The sequence below is a fragment of the Desulfotignum balticum DSM 7044 genome (assembly GCF_000421285.1).
Classification (GTDB): Bacteria; Desulfobacterota; Desulfobacteria; order Desulfobacterales; family Desulfobacteraceae; genus Desulfotignum; species Desulfotignum balticum.
This window is the reverse complement of the sequence record NZ_ATWO01000001.1, coordinates 2,086,550-2,109,786: the sequence shown is the minus strand read 5'-3', so window position 1 is coordinate 2,109,786 and position 23,237 is coordinate 2,086,550. Positions and strand designations below refer to the sequence as shown.

Annotated in this window: 18 protein-coding genes; 11 read left to right on the top strand and 7 right to left on the bottom strand. The window is 50.6% G+C overall.

From position 1 onward, the window contains the following. Positions 1-90 precede the first annotated feature (90 nt). Positions 91-1,077: a KpsF/GutQ family sugar-phosphate isomerase gene (locus tag K365_RS0110640; protein ID WP_029725163.1), complete on the top strand. Its 987-nt coding sequence runs from the start codon at positions 91-93 to the stop codon at positions 1,075-1,077. Then, complete coding sequence (locus tag K365_RS0110635; protein WP_024334534.1) at positions 1,074-2,402, top strand: ATP-dependent 6-phosphofructokinase; 1,329 nt, start codon at positions 1,074-1,076, stop codon at positions 2,400-2,402. Before K365_RS0110640 ends, K365_RS0110635 begins: the two co-directional genes overlap by 4 nt. A 12-nt stretch (positions 2,403-2,414) precedes the next feature. Here K365_RS0110635 and K365_RS0110630 read toward each other — a convergent pair whose 3' ends face one another. Further along, positions 2,415-4,010 (bottom strand): penicillin-binding protein activator, encoded by a 1,596-nt coding sequence (locus K365_RS0110630; protein WP_024334533.1) that lies wholly within the window; start codon positions 4,008-4,010, stop codon positions 2,415-2,417. A 56-nt stretch (positions 4,011-4,066) separates the two neighbouring features. After that, entirely contained in the window at positions 4,067-4,984 is a 918-nt protein-coding gene (gene miaA / locus K365_RS0110625) for a tRNA (adenosine(37)-N6)-dimethylallyltransferase MiaA (RefSeq protein WP_024334532.1), read from the bottom strand. A gap of 191 nt (positions 4,985-5,175) precedes the next feature. Here miaA and K365_RS0110615 point away from each other — a divergent pair, with 191 nt between their 5' ends. From K365_RS0110615 to K365_RS0110575, 8 genes are all read left to right on the top strand, one after another. Next, positions 5,176-8,268, top strand: a complete 3,093-nt coding sequence (locus K365_RS0110615) for a CoB--CoM heterodisulfide reductase iron-sulfur subunit A family protein (protein WP_156887708.1) — start codon at positions 5,176-5,178, stop codon at positions 8,266-8,268. Positions 8,269-8,283: 15 nt separating this feature from the next. Next, positions 8,284-8,709, top strand: coding sequence for a hydrogenase iron-sulfur subunit (locus K365_RS27245; RefSeq protein ID WP_152427662.1), 426 nt, complete (start codon positions 8,284-8,286; stop codon positions 8,707-8,709). 11 nt (positions 8,710-8,720) lie between these two features. After that, positions 8,721-9,683 carry a 4Fe-4S dicluster domain-containing protein gene (locus K365_RS0110600; RefSeq protein WP_024334530.1) on the top strand — a complete coding sequence of 321 codons (963 nt, stop codon included), beginning with the start codon at positions 8,721-8,723 and terminating at the stop codon, positions 9,681-9,683. Between the two features lie 17 nt (positions 9,684-9,700). After that, positions 9,701-10,753 (top strand): 4Fe-4S dicluster domain-containing protein, encoded by a 1,053-nt coding sequence (locus tag K365_RS0110595; RefSeq protein ID WP_024334529.1) that lies wholly within the window; start codon positions 9,701-9,703, stop codon positions 10,751-10,753. Positions 10,754-10,774: 21 nt separating this feature from the next. Further along, positions 10,775-11,620: an FAD/NAD(P)-binding protein gene (locus tag K365_RS0110590; protein WP_006966492.1), complete on the top strand. Its 846-nt coding sequence runs from the start codon at positions 10,775-10,777 to the stop codon at positions 11,618-11,620. Positions 11,621-11,790: 170 nt separating this feature from the next. After that, positions 11,791-12,108, top strand: coding sequence for a TusE/DsrC/DsvC family sulfur relay protein (locus K365_RS0110585; RefSeq protein ID WP_006966491.1), 318 nt, complete (start codon positions 11,791-11,793; stop codon positions 12,106-12,108). A gap of 152 nt (positions 12,109-12,260) precedes the next feature. Next, positions 12,261-12,716, top strand: coding sequence for a siroheme decarboxylase subunit alpha (gene ahbA, locus K365_RS0110580; protein ID WP_006966490.1), 456 nt, complete (start codon positions 12,261-12,263; stop codon positions 12,714-12,716). Continuing rightward, positions 12,713-13,525 carry a nitrilase-related carbon-nitrogen hydrolase gene (locus K365_RS0110575; protein WP_024334528.1) on the top strand — a complete coding sequence of 271 codons (813 nt, stop codon included), beginning with the start codon at positions 12,713-12,715 and terminating at the stop codon, positions 13,523-13,525. The genes ahbA and K365_RS0110575 overlap by 4 nt, the downstream gene beginning before the upstream one ends. Here the strand turns inward: K365_RS0110575 and K365_RS0110570 are convergent. Genes K365_RS0110570 through K365_RS0110555 form a run of 4 tightly spaced genes read right to left on the bottom strand, consistent with a single transcriptional unit; the run spans position 13,515 to position 16,361 of the window. After that, on the bottom strand, positions 13,515-14,327 hold the full coding sequence (locus K365_RS0110570) for an MlaA family lipoprotein (protein WP_024334527.1): 813 nt from the start codon (positions 14,325-14,327) through the stop codon (positions 13,515-13,517). The two genes, K365_RS0110575 and K365_RS0110570, sit on opposite strands and share 11 nt — an antisense overlap. A gap of 42 nt (positions 14,328-14,369) precedes the next feature. After that, positions 14,370-14,822 (bottom strand): outer membrane lipid asymmetry maintenance protein MlaD, encoded by a 453-nt coding sequence (mlaD, locus tag K365_RS0110565; protein ID WP_006966487.1) that lies wholly within the window; start codon positions 14,820-14,822, stop codon positions 14,370-14,372. Next, positions 14,803-15,564, bottom strand: a complete 762-nt coding sequence (locus K365_RS0110560; RefSeq protein WP_024334526.1) for an ABC transporter ATP-binding protein — start codon at positions 15,562-15,564, stop codon at positions 14,803-14,805. Before K365_RS0110560 ends, mlaD begins: the two co-directional genes overlap by 20 nt. A 5-nt stretch (positions 15,565-15,569) precedes the next feature. Then, positions 15,570-16,361, bottom strand: a complete 792-nt coding sequence (locus K365_RS0110555) for an MlaE family ABC transporter permease (protein WP_006966485.1) — start codon at positions 16,359-16,361, stop codon at positions 15,570-15,572. 148 nt (positions 16,362-16,509) lie between these two features. On the opposite strand from K365_RS0110555, the gene K365_RS0110550 reads away from it, so the two are divergent. Next, complete coding sequence (locus tag K365_RS0110550; protein ID WP_024334525.1) at positions 16,510-20,718, top strand: acyl-CoA dehydratase activase; 4,209 nt, start codon at positions 16,510-16,512, stop codon at positions 20,716-20,718. 44 nt (positions 20,719-20,762) lie between these two features. Here the strand turns inward: K365_RS0110550 and K365_RS0110545 are convergent, their stop codons facing one another. Then, positions 20,763-23,213 (bottom strand): DNA internalization-related competence protein ComEC/Rec2, encoded by a 2,451-nt coding sequence (locus K365_RS0110545; RefSeq protein WP_024334524.1) that lies wholly within the window; start codon positions 23,211-23,213, stop codon positions 20,763-20,765. Positions 23,214-23,237 lie beyond the last annotated feature (24 nt).

The window sequence follows — 23,237 nt, the reverse complement described above, 5'->3', positions numbered from 1 at the left end:
TTTTTTTTAAAAATCTTTTTCTTATGGGAAAAATCGGAGGAGTGGTGTATAAATTGATGGATTGAATAACCATAACCCCATGAAATTTTAATGATGATTTTATCCAAAGCCAAAGACGTATTGAAAATTGAAGCCCGGGGTATTTTAGCCCTGGCGGAAAAACTGGATCAGGCCTTTGAAACCCTTGTTCAGGATATCTGTGATACACCGGGACGGGTGATTATCTCCGGCATCGGAAAATCCGGGCTGATCGGCCGTAAAATTGCCGCTACCTTAAGCAGTACCGGTACCAATGCCATGTTTCTTCATCCCGTGGAAGCCGTGCATGGGGATCTGGGCATGGTAAGCCCCCATGATGTGTTCATTGCCATTTCCAACAGCGGGGAAACCAGCGAGCTCAATCAGCTGTTGCCGGTGATCCGGGGTATTGGATGCCGCATGGCCGGGTTCACCGGAAATCCGGCATCCACCATGGCCCGATATTGTGACCTGGTCATTGATACAGGGGTTGAAATAGAGGCGTGTCCTTTTAATATGACACCCACTGCCTCCACTACGGCCCAGCTGGCCATGGGAGATGCCCTGGCCGTGGTTTTGATTGAAAAAAAGAAGTTCAAAAAATCCGATTTTATGCGGTCTCATCCCGGCGGGGCTCTGGGGCAGCGGCTGGCCAGCCGCGTGGGTGAAATCATGCTCACCGCAGACCAGGCACCCGGTGTGTTTGTGGATGACCCCATGACATCCGCTCTGGAGATCATGGACCGGTTCAGCCTGGGAGCTGTGCTGGTACTCAACCGGTACCGGCAATTACAGGGTATTATAACGGATGGGGATATCCGCCACGCCATTGCCCGGGGAATCACAGATTATCACCGGTTGACGGCCGGCGATGTCATGACCCGAAATCCCCGCTGTTCAAGCGTGGACGCGTATCTGTACGATGCGTTGAACCTGATGGAAAAATATGAAATCACCGTGCTGCCCATTGTTGATGCCGACAACCGGCTGGAAGGCATTTTACACCTGCATGATATTCTTGGTAAGGGATCTTTCAAGTTCAACGGAGGCAGTCGATGATACCCCATGATCTGTGTACGGATATTCCGGTACTTGGAAAGGCCAACATCGTTTCTCCCATCAAGCGGGTGACACGGTCAAGCCAGCGGCGGCATTCTTTTATTTCAGATGAATCCCGAATTATCGTGGATATTCAGGCGGAATATGTCAAAGATGCCATGGATACCGGTCAGGCCTTGCTCAGCTTTGAACAGGCCGGTCCCAGGGAGAAGACCTATTTTGATCCCAGCAAGCTCAAATGCGCTATTGTGACCTGCGGGGGGCTGTGTCCGGGCCTCAATGACATTATTCGGGCCGTGGTGCTGGAACTGTATCACATCTACCATGTTAAAACGATTTATGGCATCCGCCATGGGCTCCAGGGATTCATTCCGGAATACGGTCACGATATTCTGGATCTCACGCCTGAAACCGTGGCCGGTATTCAGGACAGAGGCGGAACCATTCTGGGATCTTCCCGGGGCAGCCAGGATATCGGTGTGGTGGTGGACTGTCTGGAACGCATGAGCATCGGGATTCTGTTCATGGTGGGGGGAGACGGCACCCTGATGGCATCCAAAAAAATTGCCGAAGAGATTGAGAAAAGAAATTTAAAGATCTCGGTGGTGGGAATCCCTAAAACCATTGATAATGATATTTTTCTGGTATCCCGGTCCTTTGGATTCGATTCTGCAGTGGATGTGGCCACCCTGGCGATCAAGGGCGCGCATAATGAAGCAGAAGCCTATCCCAACGGCATCGGGCTGATCAAGCTCATGGGCCGTCATTCAGGGTTTCTGGCGGCCACGGCGGCACTGGCCCAGCAGGATGCCAATTTTGTCCTGATCCCGGAAGTGGATATTGATCTATATGGGGATAACGGGTTTCTTCAGGCCCTGGAAAACCGGGTTAAAACCCGGAACCATGCCGTGGTGATCGTGGCGGAAGGCGCAGGACAGAATTTTTTCGAAAAAAAGGAAAAAAAATATGATCCTTCCGGTAATATCGTGCTTCAGGATATCGGTCTGTTTCTCAAGGATAAAATCACCCAATGGTTCAAGTCAAAAAATTTGGATGTTTCCCTGAAATATATTGATCCTGCCTATATCATCCGCAGTCTGGCAGCCAACGCCAATGACAGTGTATTCTGCGGCCTGCTGGGACGCGATGCGGTCCATGCCGGCATGGCCGGCAAAACCAAACTGCTCATCAGTTACTGGAACAACCATTACGTGCATGTGCCCATGGAAGCGTCTGCCGGGCGGCAGAAACGACTGGATCCCAACGGCCGGCTGTGGCAGTCGGTACTGGAGGCCACGGGTCAGGATGTGTACTTCGGCGGATAAGTCACTGCCGGATCAACGGTCCAGTTCCACAAACCGGTCATTTTTTATGGTGATCAGAAACAGCTCTTTACGGGCAGTGCCGTTGCTGTTGAAAAGCGTTCTGCCGGTGGCCCCTTCAAATATTCTTTCTTCCAGAAGGGCGTCTTTCAGATCCTGCCGGGAATTCACCAAAGGATCCATGGCGGTTGAAATCAGGATCCGGGTCGTATCATAAAAAATGGCTTCCAGCAAACCGGGGGATTCGCCGTACAGGTTTGAAAAGCGCTGGGTGAACCGGACCGTGGCCGGCTTTTGGCTGTGTTCAAAATACCCGTCCGTGATAATGGTATTCTGGTTGTATCTTTTGGTTTGATCCAGCAGACTTGGGTGATGCCACAGATTGGTTCCCAGCAGCACCATACCCCGGGCGTCATGAAAAGCCAGTTGGGGAAGAATCATATTGATCCGGGATGCGGAATCCGGTATGAACAAAGCTTCGAACTCAAGAATGACGGAACCGGATGAATCCGATGGCTGGCTCAACCGTTTTATGAGTTTGCGGACGGGTTCCGTGAAATCATTGCTTTTGCCGTCATACGTCTGCATACCCACCACATCAGCGCCATATTCGGCCGCAGCCTGTGAAAACAGTTTCATATAGCGCCTGCCATAAGGCTCATCCGGGTAAAGGATGGCGACCTTTTCCAGGCCCAGTGTTCTGAATACATATGCCGCCAGGGTCTGTACCTGCATCCCGGGAGTGATAAAATTGGAAAACAGATACTCTCCAGACAATGCAAAGTCTTGTTTCTGGGTCAGCGCAATCAGCGGGATCTTCAATTCCTGGGCACGGGCACCGGCCTCATCCGCAGCCAGAAGCGGGCCGATAATCCCGGCGACATTGGCTTGATCCAGCTCATCCACACATGCGGCAGCAATACCCGGATCCCCTTGAGTATCTTTGACGACAATATTGAATTTGCGGTTGTGGGCCTCAGCCAGATCCTGAATGGCCAGGTGAATGCCTTTCAACGCTTTCTGGCCGTAAATCGCATATTTGCCGGACAACGGCAGCAGACATCCGATGGTGTCTTTTTTAAACCGATCCTGCCGGATCCATGCCACCCATTCCTGTGCCTCCGGGACCCGGGGATGATCCGGCCAAAGATCCATAAACCGGGTCAACACGTCCACGGCTTTTGCATACTTCGTTTCCTGGGCAAGGATGACTCCCAGCCAGTATTGCAGCAAGGGTTCCGGTACCGCCGGATCCGGTGTTTCAATAAAAGTCTGAATCAAATCCGAGGGCATTTCGGCCAGTACCTGATCGATTCCGTTCATGATTCGATTTTTCTGCGGTGTTTCCGGATTCAGGGCCAGTGCCTGGTTATAGGCATGAAGCGCCGCTTCCAATTCACCGGATTGCATCAACGTGATGGCTTTGGTTTCCAGTGTTTCCACCCGGGCCGCAGTTTGCGCAGTCGGACCAGGAATTTGAATTTTTGTTGCGGACGGATCTTGAGATGATGTCCGGGACGGCTTATCAGCGCACCCCCACATCGCACTCATCAGCACGATGATTGACATACCGACCAGAAAACGGATCATCAATAACTGTCTGGGTTTCATATCCATTCTTTTTTTCAAATAACAAGGTTAATGGCTTGCCGAAATATAGGCAAATTTCAAGGAGATGTCAAAAAATCTTTTACCAGGGCCACGGCCCGGTCCTTTTGCGAGGGCTCAATCCAGACAATGCCCGGTTCTTTTTTAAACCAGGTGAACTGGCGCTTGGCATATCGCCTTGTATCCCGTTTCAAAAGCGATACAGCCGTCTCGATATCCAGCTCATGGTTGATTACTTTTCCCATATGGCGGTATCCGATGGACTGCATGGATTTCAGACTCAGATCATATCCTTTTTTCACCAGACCCTGAACTTCAGTGAGAAGTCCCTGGGCCATCATGATGTCCACCCGCTGATTGATGCGCTCGTACAGGTCATGGCGGTCCATGTAAAGCCCTAAGGTCAGACTGCGGTAACAAGGATGGGCGAACGAATGCTGGGTCTGTCTTTGGGAGATGGGAATGCCCGTCGTTTGAAATACTTCCAGGGCACGAATGATACGAAATCCGTCATGGGGATGGATCCGCCGGGCCGCAGAAGGGTCGCATGCATCCAGTTGTTGGTGAAGATATGGACTGCCTTTTTCTTCCAGCGTCTGTGTCAGCCGGGCCAGGGTGTTTTGACACGCCGGCCTGGAACGGAACAGGCCGTATAAAAGCGAACGGATATACAGGCCGGTGCCGCCGGCCACAATGGGAATCCGGTTGTTTTGTGTCATGGTATCAATGGTCTGTCCGGCCATCTGTGTGTATTGCGCGGCATCGAAATCTGTTGCCGGATCCAGAAAATCCACCAGATGATGAAGTGCTTTCGCCCGTTCGGATGCGTCCGGCTTGGCAGTGCCGATATCCATGTACTTGTAAATCTGCATGGAGTCGGCCCCGATGATCTCTCCATTGAATGTCTTTGCCAGAAAGATAGCAAAACCGGTTTTTCCGATCCCGGTGGGACCGCAGACAGTAATGATTTTTTTCATGGATCAACAGTGCCTGTGGTTTTATTCGATAATGGTTGACAATGTTTGACAGATGGTTTTATAACATACTTTTTTAATTAATAACAATTAATAAAAGGAAAATCATTAAGACATATTTAAGACAGTCATCTTAACATCTGCTGGCTGTTTTGGCTGATATTGTTATATGAATTAAACAGGAGAGACAAAGAATGGAATCAAAAAAAACCGGATCAGTGGTGGTGATCGGCGGCGGTATATCCGGCATGCTCTCGGCACTGGATCTTGCGAACTCCGGATTTTATGTCTATCTGGTGGAAAAAGGCCCGTCCATCGGCGGGGTCATGGCCCAGCTGGACAAGACCTTTCCGACCAATGACTGTGCCATGTGAATAATCTCACCCACACTGGTCGAGGTCGGCCGGCATTTAAACATTGAGTTGTTAACACTTTCCGAAGTTCAGAACATCACCGGTGAAAAAGGCAATTTCCAGGTGGAAATCCTAAAAAAGCCCCGGTATGTCAGAGAAGACCGCTGTATTGCCTGCGGGGCCTGTACAGAAAAGTGCCCGGGCAAATTTGATGACGGGTATAACTCGGATTTGAAAACCCGAACCGCCATTTATGTGGAATATCCCCAGGCAGTTCCGTTGAAATATGCCATCAATCCGGCTGCCTGTCTGAAACTGACCAAGGACAAATGCGGGACGTGTCAGGAGGTGTGTCCGGCAGATGCCATCGATTACACCATGACCGAAGAAACGGTCACCATTGATGCGGGATCCATTATCCTGGCACCTGGTTTCAAGCCGTTTGATCCGTCCCGGTTCGACAATTACCAATATGCAAATTTTGCCAACGTGGTGACATCCATGGAATTCGAGCGGATGCTGTCCGCCACCGGTCCGACCATGGGACATGTGACCACGTTTCCGAAAGTTCCTGCCAGTCCCAAAAAGAAAAAAGACAAACTGCTGGCACAAAAACGCAAAGATCCCAAGAAGATCGCCTGGTTTCAGTGCGTGGGCTCCAGAGATGTCAATAAATGCGACAATCCCTACTGCTCTTCGGTCTGCTGCATGTATGCGGTCAAGGAAGCCATCATTGCCAAGGAACATGCGGGCAAAGGCCTGGACTGCTCCATCTTTTTCATGGACATGAGAACGCCTGGCAAGGAGTTTGAAAAATACTACCAGAACGCAAAAGACAAACACGGCATCAATTTCATCCGTTCCCGGGTGCATTCCGTGGTGGAAGACCACGAAACCGGAGATCTGCACATCCAGTATGCTGATGAAATGGGACAGATCGTCCGGGAGACCTATGACATGATCGTGTTGTCCGTGGGTCTGGAAATTTCCGCAGAAACCCGGGCGTTTGCCGAGAAATTCAACATCGATCTCACGGAATCCGGGTTTGCGAAAACCGGATCCTTTGAACCGGTGACCACCTCCAGGGACGGTATTTATGTGTCCGGGGTGTTCAACAATCCCAAGGACATTCCGGAATCGGTGCTGGATGCATCGGCTGCCGCATCCGCGGCGGGTGATGCCCTGGCTGAGGTCCGCAACACCCTGACCAAAGAAATTCCTGCGGTACCGGAAACCAATGTGATCGGAGACCGGCCCAGCATCGGGGTGTTCATCTGTGACTGCGGTTCCAATATCGCGGGTGTGGTGGACTGTCCCCATGTGACCGAATACGCGGCCACCCTGCCCTATGTGACCGTGGCCGAAGAAACCACCTATGCGTGCAGCCAGGATGCCCAGGACAAGATGGTGGAGATCATCAGGGAAAAAGGACTCAACCGCATTGTGGTGGCAGCCTGTACCCCCAAAACCCATGAACCGCTGTTCCAGGAAACCCTGAAGAGCGCGGGCCTGAACAAATACCTGTTTGAGATGACCAATATCCGGAACCACAACTCCTGGGTCCACAAGAACAACCCGGACATTGCCACGGAAAAAGCCAAGGACCTGGTGCGCATGGCGGTTGCCAAAGCCGGTCTGGCCCAGCCCCTGAAAGAGGAAAAGATCCAGGTCAATGCCTCGGTCATGGTGGTAGGCGGCGGTTTGGCCGGCTTGACCGCGGCCAGAAGTCTGGCATCCCAGGGGTATGAAACCCATATTATCGAGAAAAAAGATACTTTGGGAGGAGAGGCACTCAAGCTGTGGAAAACCGCTCAGGGCGAAAATGTACAGCAGCATCTGTCTGCCCTGATTCAGGAAATTCAGGCCAGCGACAAAATCGTTGTACATACAAGCACGACCCTGGAAGGGGTGGACGGGTTTGTGGGTAATTTTGTTTCAAAATTGAAAACCAATGGAAAAACCACGGAACTGGAACACGGCATTGCGGTGCTGGCCACGGGTGCCAAGGCCCTGGAGACCACAGAATACGGTCTGGGGAAAGATGATCGCATTATCCCCACCCTGGAACTGGACAGAATGTTCATGGAAAACGACCCGAAACTGGATCAAGTGCAGTCGGCTGTGTTCATCCAGTGCGTCGGCTCCAGAGAACCGGAACGTCCCTACTGCTCCAGAGTGTGCTGTACCCATTCCGTGGAGAATGCCATTGCACTCAAGGATAAAAATCCGGACATGAATGTGTTCATCCTGTACCGGGATATCAGAACCTATGGGGAACGGGAACTGCTGTACAAGAAAGCCCGGGAAAAAGGCGTGATCTTCATCCGGTATGAAGTCACGGACAAGCCGCAGGTAAAGGTGGAAAAAGACCATGTGGCGGTGACACTCAAGGATCATGTTTTAAACCAGCCCATCACCATCCAGGCGGATCTGGTCACCCTGGCTACGGCCCTGGTGCCCAGAAAAGATGAACGCCTGGCCAATTTCTTCAAGGTGCCTTTGAATGATGAGGGCTTTTTTGTGGAAAAACACGCCAAACTGGGACCGGCGGAGTTTGCCACGGACGGGGTGTTTGTGGCGGGTTCCGGGCATTATCCCAAACCCGTGAACGAGGCCATCACCCAAGGGCGGGCTGCGGCATCCCGGGCTTTGACCCTGTTGGCCAAAAAAGACAGCTTGTTCACCTCCGGCACCATTGCCAGCGTGGATGTGCAGAAATGCTCCGCCTGCGGGGTTTGCGTATCCATCTGTCCCTACAATGCCCCGTCATTTTTGACCGAAGGCCGGTTTGAAGGCAAAGCGGATATCAATGCGGTGCTGTGCAAAGGCTGCGGCCTGTGTGTGGCATCCTGCCGATCCGGTGCCATCCATCTGCGGGGATTTGATACCAACCAGATTTTTTCACAGATTTTTGCCCTGGGTGAAACAGCTTAAAGGAGATACAATCACATGACCGAAAAAAATATAAAAATCGTCAGTTTTCTGTGCAACTGGTGCTCTTACGGGGCCGCGGATCTGGCAGGGGTCAGCCGGATGGAGTACCCGGCGGACATCCGGGTGATCCGGATCCCCTGCTCGGGACGTATGAGCCCGAAATTTATTTTATCCGCCCTCAGGGAAGGTGCGGATGCCGTGTGGGTATCCGGGTGACATCCCGGCGAATGTCATTACCTGGATGGTAATTATTATGCACGGAGAAAATTTGCGATGATGGGCAACCTGCTGGAACATATGGGAGTGGATCGGGACCGGATCCATTTTTCCTGGATTTCTTCGGCTGAAGCCACCAAGTTCGTGGATGTGGTCAAGGAAATTTCCGAGAAGGTCAGAGCCCTGGGCCCCAACAAAAAATTTGTCAAAGATTATAACAAATAAAGGTGTGAACTATGGATACCTGTATTGAAAAAATAAGGGCCATTGGTGCGGACCTGCTGGCCAAGGGCACAGTGGAAAAAGTGATCGGATTTGCCGACGGCTCCATTCCCATGGCCACCCGGCCGGTGGCTTTAACCTCTGATAAAGATGTGGGCAAACTGGTTTTCAACTCGGTATGCGGTCTCAACCTGGCCAATTATGTCTCGAAAAACAGCCTGTCAAAAAAAGAGGGAAAAATCGCTGTGGTGGCCAAAGGCTGTGATGCCAGAAATCTGGTCACCCATATCGTGGAAAATCAGATTTCCCGGGAACAGGTCTATATCATCGGCGTGCCCTGCACCGGCATGGTGGACAAACGAAAAATTGCGGCTTTGTTTGAGGATGAAATCACAGGATTTGAAGAAGACGGCGATACGTTGACCATCACATCCGCTTCAAAGACAGAAACGGTGAAGAAAGCGAATGTACTGCGGCACAACTGCCGGGTATGCACCCATCGGAATCCGCCGGTCTATGATGTGATGGCCGGAGACCCCGTGGAAGAACAGACCCTGGATCAGCCTTATGAGGACGTGGACCGGATCGCTGCCATGGATCCGGATGCCCGATGGGCCTATTTTGAAAAACTCACGGAAAACTGCATCCGGTGCTATGCCTGTCGGAATGCCTGTCCTTTATGCTACTGCCCCACCTGTTTTGTGGATGAATCCGGTCCCCAGTGGGTGGGTAAAGGCCAGAACGATACCGATGTCGCCACATTTCATTTCCTGCGGGCCTTTCACTGCGCCGGCCGGTGCACGGACTGCGGGGCTTGTGTGGAAGCCTGCCCCATGGGGATCAATGTCCGGGATTTCACGCGCAAGCTGAACAAGGACGCGTTGGAACTGTTTGGATGGGAAGCCGGCCTGGATCTGGACAAACGGCCGCCGCTGGATGTTTACAGCCCCAATGATCCCAATGATTTTATCAAGTAAACAAAAAGGGTATGAATATGAATTTCATTACAATTGATAAAAAAGACTGGGCCCCGGGGGTTGATCAATCCAGGAATACCTATCGGGTCTATGGTCCGGTTGAAGATGAAAACGGCTGCCAGATCAAGCCTCTGGCACCGGATATGCAGCCAAAAATGGATGCCCCTGTCACGGTCATGTCTGCCAAATCCGTGCTGTTTCCCCAGACCGAAAAAATATTGACCGCCACTCTGGATGAATCAAAAGAGGATCATCATGTCATGAAACCGGTGGAAACCGATGACATGCCCCGGGTGGTTTTGGGCATCCGGCCTTATGATGCCAAAGCCGTACACCTGGTAAAGCTTAATTTTGACAATCCGGATTATAAAGACCCATACTGGTGTGCGGCGTATGACGCAACCACATTTGTGGGGTTGGGCGTGACCCGTCCCGGGCCGTGTGACTTTTCAACGGCCGTGGGAAGCGGACCGTTCAGTGAAGAAGGCCTGGACGTACTCATGGCAGATATGGATGACAAATATCTGGCCAAGATTTTGACGGAAAAAGGCGAAAAATGGGCCGCAGCCTGCGGGTTCGATACGGCGGCGGACCCCAAAGAAAGCCAGGTCCTTTTCGATGTCCTGAGAAAAGAGGCGGAAAAACAGATCCAGGCGGATGTTGCCACGGATAAGCTGGCCCAAAAAACCATTCTGGATCTGTATGACGCGCCTTTCTGGGATGAGGTGGCATTTTCCTGCATCAACTGCGGGACCTGTACCTATGTCTGCCCCACCTGCTGGTGTTTCGACATTCAGGACGAGACCCGGCACAACACAGCGGTGCGGTTCCGCAACTGGGACACCTGTATGTCTTCGTTGTTCACCCATCACGCCTCCGGCCACAACCCCAGAGGCACCAAGGTCCAGCGGGTCAGACAGCGGTTCATGCACAAGCTCAAGTATTTTCTGGACAAGTATGACCAGGGAATCATGTGCGTGGGATGCGGACGATGTGTGGCTTCCTGCCCGGTGAACATCGATATCCGGGAGGTGTGCAACCGGATGAACGATTACGAGACAACCAAATAGCGAACATCAAGGAGAATTCACATGGAAAACCCCTATTTGCCGTATCCGGTTCGCATTGATGATATTGAAGTGGCAACGGAAGATAAATCCCTTAAAACGTTTACTTTTGTATTTGTAAACCCGGAAGATGAAGAAAAGTTTGCCTATAAAGCCGGCCAGTTTGCTGAACTGTCCATCCCCGGCGTGGGTGAAATTCCCATCGGCATTGCCTCATCTCCGGTGGAAAAGGGATTTGTCAAATTCACGGTCTTCCGGACCGGTGTGGTCACCACCCATCTTCACAACATGAAGAAAGGGGATCTCATGGGCATCAGAGGACCTCTGGGCAACTGGTATCCCTGGGACAAACTGGAAAACAAAAATGTGGTCATCATCGGCGGCGGATTTGCCTTCACCACGCTGCGGTCCTCCATTGTCTATATGCTGGATCCGGCCAACCGGAAAAAATTCAAAAACATTGATGTGGTCTACGGGGCCCGTTCTCCCGGCATGCTGTTATACCGGGAGGAACTGTTTGACTGGGAAAAACGCGATGACATCAACATGCACATCACCGTGGATGGTACGGATGATCCCGACTGGAAGTACCATACCGGGTTTGTGCCCCAGGTAGTGGAGGACAATGCACCGGTTGCCGATGAAGACACCTACGCCATTGTGTGCGGACCGCCTATCATGATCAAGTTCACCCAGCCGGCATTGACCAAGTTGGGGTATCAGCCCCATCAGATTATCATGTCTCTGGAAAACCGGATGAAGTGCGGCATCGGTATGTGCGGACGCTGCAATATCGGCAAGGAACTGGTGTGCAAAGACGGACCGGTGTTTACACTGGAAGAGATCAACCAGACTCCGAAAGAATATTAAATTCAAAGGAGTTGGCGTTTAATTTTTTATGTTTCAATATGATTCTTTATTGACAAGGACAGGTCGCTGAGATATGTTTAGTTTTCAATTATCGAGGCTGACCTTAAGAAGCCAAGACAGGATATGTCTTAATGTGATAGAAAAAAACAATTTACAGGAGGAAAGTTTACATGGCAACAATTGAATTTAACGGGAAAACATTTGAAGTAGATGAGGATGGGTTCCTTCTTGACTACAATTCCTATTCAGAAGAATGGGTGGAGTATGTGAAAACCCAGGAAGGGATTGAGGAAATGACCGATGAGCACTGGCAGCTGGTAAAAGTGCTCCAGGACTATTATGAGAAAAACGGGATTGCTCCCATGGTCCGGGTTCTTTCCAAACTCACCAAGTTCAAGCTCAAACACATTTATGAGCTGTTTCCCTCCGGCCCCGGCAAAGGTGCCTGTAAAATGGCTGGTCTTCCTAAACCGACCGGGTGCGTATAAGCCGCTGGTTGATTTGATCGATTTTTAAAGGCCCTGTTTTTACAAAAACAGGGCCTTTGTCGTTTACAGTTCCTGGGATCCGGTTTGCTTAATTGTCGGTTTTATTAAGCCTGATCCCCTCCCGGCCCCAAACCTTTCTACAGGATCGATACATGACTGCCATCAGCGAGACCGACAAAACCATTCTCAACCTGATTCAGCTGGATTTTCCCATTGATGCCCGTCCGTTCAGGGTTCTGGCGGAGAAACTGGACCTTACCGAGGAAGAACTCATCGCGCGTATTCAGGCCATGAAGGATTTACAGGTGATCCGGCGTATCGGCGGTAATTTCAGCCCGGATCGTTTAGGTTATTATTCCACCCTTTGTACGGCAAAGGTGCCGGAAAAAAAAATCGATCTGTTCACCCGCACTGTCAATATGTATGCCGGTGTCACTCACAATTACATGCGGGACCATGAGTTCAACATCTGGTTCACATTCATCGCCCCTTCCCGGGATCAGATCGCTGAATCCTTAGAAGAGATTTCCCGCCAGACCGGGGTTTCCCCCATATTGAATCTTCCCGCCACCCGGGTATTTAAAATTTCCGCCAATTTCAAGCTATGAAACCGGTGACCCTTTGTCTGGCCATCGTTACCTGCTTGTGTAACCGATTTAAAGACAATTTCAACACCTGTTGCGATATTATTTCAACCGCGGCCCGCAAAGGCGCGGATATGGTGATTTTTCCGGAAATGACGCTTACCGGGTATGGCACGGATCATCGGTTTTCCAAACAAGTCCCACCCATGGATTCCCAAGTGATCCAAACTTTTGCCCGGCTGTCTGATCAACTGAATCTCGCGATTCTGATCGGTCTGGCTGAAACGATCAATGAGCGGATTTACGGGTCTCATCTGGTATTCATCCCCCATACCCCTTACGGCAAATATCAGAAACTGCATATTGCGCCCAATGAACAGGGAATTTTCACGCCCGGCACCCGAATTCCGGTATTTGCGCATGGCGGAGTCAAATTCGGCATCCAGCTGTGTTATGATGCCCATTTTCCGGAACTGTCCACGGCCATGGCATTGCAGGGGGCGGATCTCATTGTTTTGCCCCATGCGTCTCCCCGGGGGAATCAACAAGACAAATTTACTTCCTGGATGCGGCACCTGCCGGCCCGGGCATTTGACAATGGGGTGTTTGTGGCGGCGGTGAACCAGACCGGGGATAATGGGGCGGGATTGGAATTTCCCGGTCTGTCCGTGGTGATCGGACCGGACGGGAAACTGATCTCCCGGTCTTTACCCAAAAATAATCATCTGCATGTTGTCACTTTGGACCCGAAACAGCTGGCACATGTCCGGTCTCATCGTATGCGGTATTTTCTGCCTCACCGGCGCAAGGATCTGTTCCCGATTATTGGCTGACCTGCATCCGCCGATTCTGGATATAGGCGTCCCGGATCGCCGCATAAGGATCCAGTGCCGCTTTTTTCATGCTTTCATAGTCACCGATACGAAAAGATGTCCGGTTGATGATGTCCAGGACATCAAGTCCCAGTTCCAGTTCCCAGGGCGAGACATAGTCGATGGGGTCCAGCACGAAATAATCTCCGGCCATGCCGATGGCATCCCGAAGCGTGGATGGACCCAATACCGGTAAAACCAGATAAAATCCTTCCTTGATGCCATAGGTTCCCAGCGTCTGGCCCAGATCTTCTTTTTGGGTATGCATATCCAGGTATTTCTGGGCCACCTGGTTGAAACCCAGAATTCCGGCAGTGGAATTGACCAGAAAAATTCCGAATTCATCCGAGGCCTGTTCCAGTTTCCACTGCAACAGGTTGTTTACAAACCGGATGGGAAACATCAGATTATGGAAAAAATTGCGGATCCCCTTTCGGGCCGGTGTGGGCATCACGGTTTTATACCCGGTGGCAACGGGTTTGAGTACATAATAATATAAGTTATCGTTGACCACATACATGGCATAATTAAAATAAAAAAATGGATCCGCCACAGGGGCGACGGCCTTACCGGCCGGTCCTTCTTCAAAAAAATCATCTTCAAAAAATGAGTCGGATGATGGGTCGGTCTTCGGTTCAGTGGGCTGCACGCTAGCTTGATTTTCGGCAGAAGGCGACTGGGACCATGCCGGCGGTGATACCAGACCGATTAATACACAGATTCCCAGAATGAGTATCCATTGATATTGATTTATGTGTTTCATTTGACCTGTTTCCCTGGTATGTGTGAAATATGGTTGTCAGTCTCAAGGAGAATCATTGTTGAAAATGAATTTTTTTATCAATGATTCAATATCCAGAGCGGATTCGGTATTTTCAATTTCAGCGTCTTCAGCCAGCATAAAATCGGACCCGCCCGGCAGGATTTCAATGAATTTTTCACCAATGATTCCCGCAGTTCTGACGGAAGCGATACTGTCTTCTGAAATTTCTATTTGACTGTCAATTTCCATTGTTACCTTTGCCACCAGATGGTCTGGGTCAATGGCAATATCAGACACATTTCCGACCCGAACCCCTGCCAGGTCCACAGATGCTCCCGTTTTCAGGCCGGAAACCGAAGAAAAATAGCCATGAATGGTATACCGGTCTTTGAAAAATCGGGAGAATTCCCCCACAACCAGAAACAGATACCCGGTGCAGATAACGGTGATAATGACAAAAAAACCCACATAAAAATCACGTTTTCGATCGGTCATACAACATTTCCCTTCCTCTGATAAATGCACACGCAGTTTCATGTTCACATGCCATGATTTCCTGCCGGGTTCCTTTGAAAACAATCTTTCCTTCATCCAGCAGCGCGATCTGTTGTGCCAGATCAAAAATGTCCGGAATATCATGGCTGACGATCACGGCGGTAAATCCGAATTGTTTCTGAAATTCCCGGATCAAATGGTGTACGTCATTTTTGCGTATCGGGTCCAGGCCTGTGGTGGGCTCATCAAACAGGATCAGTTCCGGATCCGTCACCAGAGCTCTGGCCAGGGCCACCCGTTTGCGCATGCCGCCGGACAGTTCAGACGGATATTTATGATCGATGCCCTCAATACTCAACCGGGTCATGCGGTCATGCACTTTTTTCCGGATTTGTTCAACCGTCATTCGTGTGGTTTCCGTCAGCGGCAGTGCAATGTTTTCAAATGCCGTGAGAAAATCAAACAATGCGTTGTCCTGAAACATGTAGCTCATGTTTTTTTTAAACTGCCTGGCCTGTTTGCTGGAAAGCCGGTTCAAGGACTTACCCTGGATCAGCACGTCTCCTTCATCTTCTTTAACCAGGCCCACGATATGTTTGAGGAGAACGGATTTGCCGGAACCGCTCTTGCCGATCACCACGGTGACGGTTCCTTTGTCTATGGACAGATTGACCCCTTTGAGAACTTCCAGGTTGCCGAATCGTTTATATACGTTTTTGAATTCAATAAAAGGCTGGGTCATAGCTCTCATACCAGAAAATAAGTGATCGCATAATCAAAGATCAGAATCCAGATGCACGATTGCACCACAGCGCTGGTGGTGGCCAGAGAAACTCCTTTGGCACCGGTTTGCCCCTGATTGTTCATGTGGGCGAAATATCCCCGGTAACAGCAGATGGTAGCGACCACCAGGGCGAATACAAAGGATTTGATAAATCCGCCCCAGATATCTATCATTTTGACACTCTGGATCACTTTGTCCATGTAAACGGTTTCATTGATTCCCATTAACAGGGAACCGGATAAAAATCCACCGAATATACCCACCACATCAAAAAAAGCCGTCAGCAAAGGAAAACTGATCAGAGCGGCCAGGATTCTCGGGCTGAAAATAAACCGGACGGGATTGATCTGCATGGTGACCAGTGCATCGATCTGTTCGGACATGCGCATGACACCGATTTCAGCCGTCATGGCCGATCCGGCCCGGGCAGTAATCATGATGGCTGTCAGAACCGGGCCCAGCTCGCGGATCAGGCTCAGGGCCACGGCCGCTCCCAGAGCCGCTTCCGATCCAAAGTCCACCAGTGAGTAATAGCCCTGGAGTCCTAAAACCATGCCGGTGAACAAGCCGGTCAAAAGAATGACAAACAGGGATTTTGCCCCGATAAATCCGATCTGATCCAGGGTTTTGTTCCCTTGAAACGGCAAGACCGCGATCTGCCGGATTCCGGCAAGAAAAAACCGGATCAGACGTCCCGTGGATTCAATATAACTGGAAAAAGGACTTCCAATGGTTTCTATTAATCGGGTGATCATAATCTTAAGGCTTATACCTGAATCAACTTTAAAAAACAAGAAATAGAAAAAACAAGAATATTGGATTGACACAAAAGCCAAAAAACAATACCTATAATTGTATTACACAATGAAACAGCCAGAATAATTCTTTATTTGAAAAGAGAACATGAATGATATAATTGCGGGAATCGATGTCGGATCTGTGTCTGTCAGTATGGCAGTGATTGACGGGAAAAAAACACTTCTTCACAAAGCCAGTACCTTTCATCAGGGGGATGTCAAAGCATGCCTCACCCGGTTGCTGTCCCATGAAGTGATGCAGTCGGTGACACATGTGGCGGTCACGGATGCCACGCCCGGATTTGTTTTCTGCCATGAACGGTATGATGACCAGGTGGCGCTGATCCGGGCCGCCAAATTCCTTTATGACCAATCGTTTGATGCGTTGCTTCATGTGGGCGGCGAAAAATTTTCCTTAAGCCTGTTTGATGCTGCCGGAAACTATACCGGGGCCCGGCACAACACTTCCTGTGCAGCTGGCACGGGCAGTTTTCTGGACCAGCAGGCCCGGCGTCTGAATCTGCAAGGATCCCATGAAATCAGTGAATATGCCATGAACAACCGGCAGGGGCGGCCTGACATCGCCACCCGGTGTGCCGTGTTTGCCAAAACCGATTTGATTCATGCCCAGCAGGAAGGCTATAATATTGAACAAATCTGTGACGGGCTCTGTCACGGGCTGGCTAAAAATATCGCCAATACTTTGTTCAAAGGAAAAATCTTTACCGGTAAAATCATTTTTTGCGGCGGGGTGTCCCGGAACCGGTCTGTTACAAGATATCTGGAATCTTTGCTGGACCTGACACTGACCATCGATGGCTGTGCACAGATCTACGGGGCTCTGGGAGCGGCCCTGTGCCTGGCAGATGAGATATCAAACCGGATGCCGGTCCCTGAAACGTTTGACTCTCCCCGGGCGTTTTTCACAGATACCGTTAAAAAAGACAATTACCGGTATCCCCCGTTATCCCTGACTTTGTCGGATTATCCGGATTTTTCATGTCACAAGACCTATGTCGTGGACAAGGTGGAAGTAGAAATTTATACAGATCCGTTTGAGCTGGATCTGTCGGCCGGTTTTCTGGGCCTGGACGTGGGGTCCACCAGCACCAAAAGCATTCTGATCACCAAAGATTTGGTGCCGGTGATCGGATGTTACACCAAAACCGCGTCCCGGCCGGTTCAGGCCGTTCAGACGATTTTCAAAGTCCTGGATGACTGGATCACAAGGAACCGGCTGAATGTGACCATCGCCGGATGCGGCACCACCGGATCCGGCCGCCGGATCAGCGGCCGGGTGATCGGTGCGGACCTTGAACCGGATGAGATCACGGCCCATGCCACGGCCGCCGTGAATTTGAACAAGGATGTGGACACCATTATTGAAATCGGTGGTCAGGATGCCAAATTTACCCTGCTCAAACACGGCAGGGTCACGGCATCGGTGATGAACACGGTTTGTGCGGCCGGCACCGGCAGTTTTATTGAAGAACAGGCCGAAAAGCTCATGTGCCCGTTGTCTGAATATTCAGATCAAGCCGAAGGCATCAGTGCACCGGTATCCAGTGACCGGTGCACGGTGTTCATGGAACGGGACATCAACTATTTTTTTGCCGAAGGATTTGAACAAAAAGAAATTCTGGCGTCTGTGCTGCATTCGGTGAGAGACAATTACCTCACCAAAGTGGCCACAGTGGGCAATATCGGCAACTGCATCCTGTTCCAGGGAGCCACGGCCCGAAACCGGGCTCTGGTGGCGGCATTTGAGCAAAAACTGCAAAAACCCATCCATGTATCCCAGTTATGCCATTTGACCGGTGCCTTGGGGGTCGCTCTGCTGGCCAGTGAACAGGCCATTGAGCACACCGGATTTAGGGGGTTTGATCTGTGGAAAAAAAACATTCCAGTCCGTCAGGAGGTGTGCCAGCTGTGCAGCAATCACTGTAAAATCACGATTGCCGATGTGGACGGCCGGCCCCAGGCGTATGGGTTTTTGTGCGGCAGAGACTATGACACCCAAAAAATGGTTTCACCCGACACCCGCTACAGTATGAAAAAATTAAGAAAACCGCTTTCCCGGCCGAAAACAGGCAATGCCTTTACACCGGATGCGCCTGTCATCGGTATCCCTGCCGCACTTCACCTGTTTGAAGATCTGGTGTTCTGGGAACAGTTTTTTTCGTTCCTGGGCATTAAAACTGTTACCAGTCGCCAATTGAAGCACCCGGTGTCGCTGGGTAAAACCGTGGCCAAAGCGGAATTCTGTGCCCCGGTCATGGCGTTGCACGGTCATATATCGCACTTGCTGAAAAAAGTGCCCCATGTGTTTCTGCCGTTTTATTTTGAAGATAAATCAACGCAGAAAAAAATCCGGCGCCAGCATTGCTACTACACCCAGTTCATGCCGTCGGTCCTGGCCTGCCTGGATCCCGATGAATCAGACCGGCTGATCATGCCCACCATCAAATATCTGTACACCAGCTTTCACACCAAAATGGCGCTGTACCGGGCGTTGAAGCCGTTGATGCCCCAGGGTCTGATCTCATTTTTCGATATCCATACCGCCTGGGACAAGGCCATGGAATATCGCAAAAACGAACAGGAGCGGCTGGCCGCATTATTCAAAACCCGGACCCGGGATATCAACGGTGTGAAAGTGCTGTTGCTGGGACGTCCCTATACCGTGCTGCCCGATACCATGAACCACCACATTCCCCAGATTTTTGAAAAAATGGGAATCCAGACCTTTTTCCAGGACATGCTGGACACCTCGGAAATGGATCTTTCCCCCATCCGTCCACTGCTGGAGGAAATACACTGGAAATACGCGGCCCGCATTCTGGAATCCGCATATGCCGCCGCTTTGACCGAAGGTCTGTATCCGGTCTATATCACTTCTTTCAGATGTTCTCCAGATGCGTTCGGGGTGGATTACTTCAAGCGGATCATGGAGCAAAGCAACAAACCCTATCTGGTGCTGGAACTGGATGAACATGATTCCAGTGTGGGGTATGAAACAAGGATCGAGGCGGCGGTGCGGGCGTTTACCAACCATTTTCAGGCAACTTCGCGTCCGGCGGCCCGGCCCCTGGATTTTGCGCCCCTGTTTTTTGACCGGCCCGAAGACAAAACCATTATTTTCCCCAACTGGGATGCATTGACCGGACAATTGATCGTGTCCACTTTCAAAAGTGAAGGTCATCGGGCTTTGTTGATGGAAGAAACCCCTGAAACCCTGAAAAAAAGCCTGCTCACCAACACGGGCCAGTGTATCCCGTTAAATGCACTGGCGGCCGGGTTTATTCATACCGTTAAAAAACACCGTCTGAATCCGGCAGATACCTTGCTGTGGCTCAACCGGTCGGATATTGCCTGCAACATCCGCCTGTATCCGTATCATATTCAACAGATTTTTAAACAGCAAGGAAACGGGTTTGAAAAATCCGGGATCTACTTAGGCGAACTGTCATTGTTTGATATCTCCTACAAAGCGTCCATCAATGCGTATTTTGCATACATGTTCGGCGGACTGCTGCGAAGCATCGGATGCAAAATCAGGCCCTATGAAGTCATGCCCGGTGAAACCGACCGGGTGCTGTCCCAAGCCCTGGCCATCATCAACCAGGCATTTGCCACGGGCGGATCCAAAGAGCAGGCTTTGGCACAGGCCATTCCCTTGTTCAGGCAGATCAGAACCCGGGACATGGGCACCCGGCCCAAAGTGGCGATTTTCGGAGACCTGTATGCCAGAGACAATGAGGTGATGAACCAGGATCTGATCCATTACATCGAGGCCCACGGCGGTGAAGTGATTACCACCCCATATTATAAATATGTCAAAATCATTGCCGGGTCCTATTTCAGAAAATGGTTCAAAGAAGGTAAATATTTAAGCCTGATCTCCAACAAAGCGCTGCTGGTGGCCATGAACACCATGGAAAAAAAATATTACCCCTATTTTGAACCGGTGCTTAAGGAATCGGATTTAAAAATACCTTCCGCGTGTGAAGAGGTGCTGGCACAATACGGAATCCAGCCGGAACACACGGGTGAGTCCATGGACAATATCCTGAAAATTCATCATATCCTCCAGGAACATCCGGATGTGGCCCTTCTGGTGCAGACCACCCCGGCCTTCTGCTGCCCCGGTCTGGTCACCGAAGCCATGGCGGCCCGGCTGGAAGCCACCACCGGGGTGCCCATCGTCAGTATCACCTATGACGTATCCGGAGGCAACAAAAACAAGGTGATTGTTCCGTTCATCAAATATTTCAAACGGCGTGACCCTGCGTTTCCCTGCAAGGCCACCATTTGAATGCACCGCGTGTGAACTCATTTTTTGTGAGCACTGTATAACGGTCAATTGCCTGAACGATAGGGAATAACCGCATAATCACTGCCTCTGGATGTGATGGTCACGGCGCCATGCTGGTCGGTTCTGAAAATTCGGATATTGTTCTGTTCATACCGGTGGATGACATCAGGATGGGGAAACCGGTACGGGTTATTGAATCCGCAGGATATGACCACGGTTTCCGGTGCCACCTGTTCAAGAAAAATACGGGTGGACGAAGAATTGCTCCCGTGATGGGGCGATAACAAAATTCCGGCCGACAGACGGTTGTTTTTGTCTCCTGTCAGCAGACCTTCCCGCCCGGCCTGAATATCTCCCGGAAACAACATGGAAAATTGATCCCATGTCAGTTTAAATACCAGGGAATTGTCATTGACGTCCCATTCAGTATTCAACGACCGGCATTGATAAAATGTCAGCCCGGTGTTTTCCCAATTCATCTGATTATTTTCACAATCCGGGATGAACACCGGGATCTTTTTTTTGCGGCAGGCAGCCATGATGCGGTCAAACGCGCTATGGGGACTGGTATCCCTGTTTTTAACCAAAGTGCCCACCTGGAAATTTTCCAGAATAAACACCAGACCGTTCATGTGATCGGTATCCGGATGGGTGAGAATGACCACATCCAGGGCCGTGATCCCCTGTAGCCACAAAAAAGGGGCCACCACATACCGGCCCACATCAAATTGCGTGGCACCTGAAAACCCACCCCCGTCCACCAGAATGGTTTTGTTTTCAATGGTTTGGATCAATGCGGCATTGCCCTGCCCCACATCCAGCACGGTAACGGTCATATGGTCCGGCGCCCCGGATCGTGTCATCATCCTGATTCCATAGATGCTTATGAGGACAACCATGACCGCAGCCATGACCGGTTTTGATTTTTTAGCATACAATGCCCAGAAAACAGCACCTAAAATCAGATATGCCATGATGATATCAACCATGGACCAGGCCGGCAGATATGACCAGGCAAACGGCAGATCGGTCAGCCATGCGGCATACAGTGCACACCATTCAACCAGCCGGGCCGCCCCGGTCAAAAGCCAGGCAGCCAGACCCGGAGCCAGAGGCCAGACCATTAAACTCATCAGACCGGCCGGCAGGCACACAAACCCGATGACCGGCACCAGGATCAGGTTGGCCGGAATCTGAACCAAAGACACCAGGTTGAAATACCCGGCAATCAACGGAAACGTCCCCAGACCGGCCAAAAGTGTCACGCTGCTGATAGATATCAGAAATTTCAGGGGTTTGGGTGGATTAATTTTCAGGTATTTCTCCATCACTTTCATACCGGCGATGATGAAAAACACAGCAGTAAACGATAGTTGAAACGAGATGGAAAACAACGCCGCCGGATCTGCAAAAAGAATGATAATGCCTGCAACGGCCAGGGTATTGAAGGGATGGGTTTGTTTTTCCATCAGAAACGAGATCATGAAAATAGCGATCATGATAAACGCCCGCTGGGTGGACGGGGAAAATCCGGAAAAAACAAGATACAGACACAAGGGTATCAAGGTCAGAACGCCTGCGATTTTTCGGGCTTTGGCCGATATCAGCAATCCGGGGAACAACGACAATACCTGATAGAAAAAAAAGAAAAAAATCAGGCTGAGAATCCCCATATGCAATCCAGAGATCGCCAGAAGATGTGCCGTGCCGGCCCTGGCAAACTGATCTCTGAGCATCGGGGGCATATTATGCTTGATGCCGGTGACCAGTGCTGCCAGAACATGGGCCCCGTCCCGGTGATCCAGGCGCGTCATGACAAACGCATAAAATTGATTCCGAATGTTTTCCAAATATTGGATTCCCCGGGTCCAGACAGGCAGGGATGAATCCGTGGTTTTTTGAATCTTGCTCACATGGGTGTGAACAGACCCGAAAATACCCTGGCGTTTTAAAAAAGTAAGATAATCAAATGCCCCTGGATTGCCGAAATTCCGGATGGGACGGACGGGACCGGCAAACCGGATTTGATCATTGAATTGGATGGGAACATCGGATGTTCCATACAGGTTCAAATAGATGCGCCCGGTTGCTGTCAGACGGTTTGAAACACCCGCATCCTGCGGCACCTGGATTGTCCGGCAGTCCACGATGATCCGGGTTTTATGGGGATATTGACGGGCAAAGGACTTCACCTGTCCGGTCAAAACAATATCACGCTGATTAAAAAAATTGGATATATGCCCGGCCGGAACAGGGGGAGAATGAATCAGAACGCTTTGATATCCCGACCAGATCCCGGCTGCCAGGCACAGACTGAAAATGATCGTTTTTTTCTCAGAAACCCATAAAACGCATACAAGCATTGCCACGCCTGAAATTATGACCGTCCAGACCGGATGGGACAAACCAGACACACTGCCGGCATTTATCCCGGTCATCATGGCCAGAAGGACCGGGACCAGAGGCGGGACCACCGGTTGTGACAACGGTTTCACATGCGCTTATACCCTGTGTAAAGG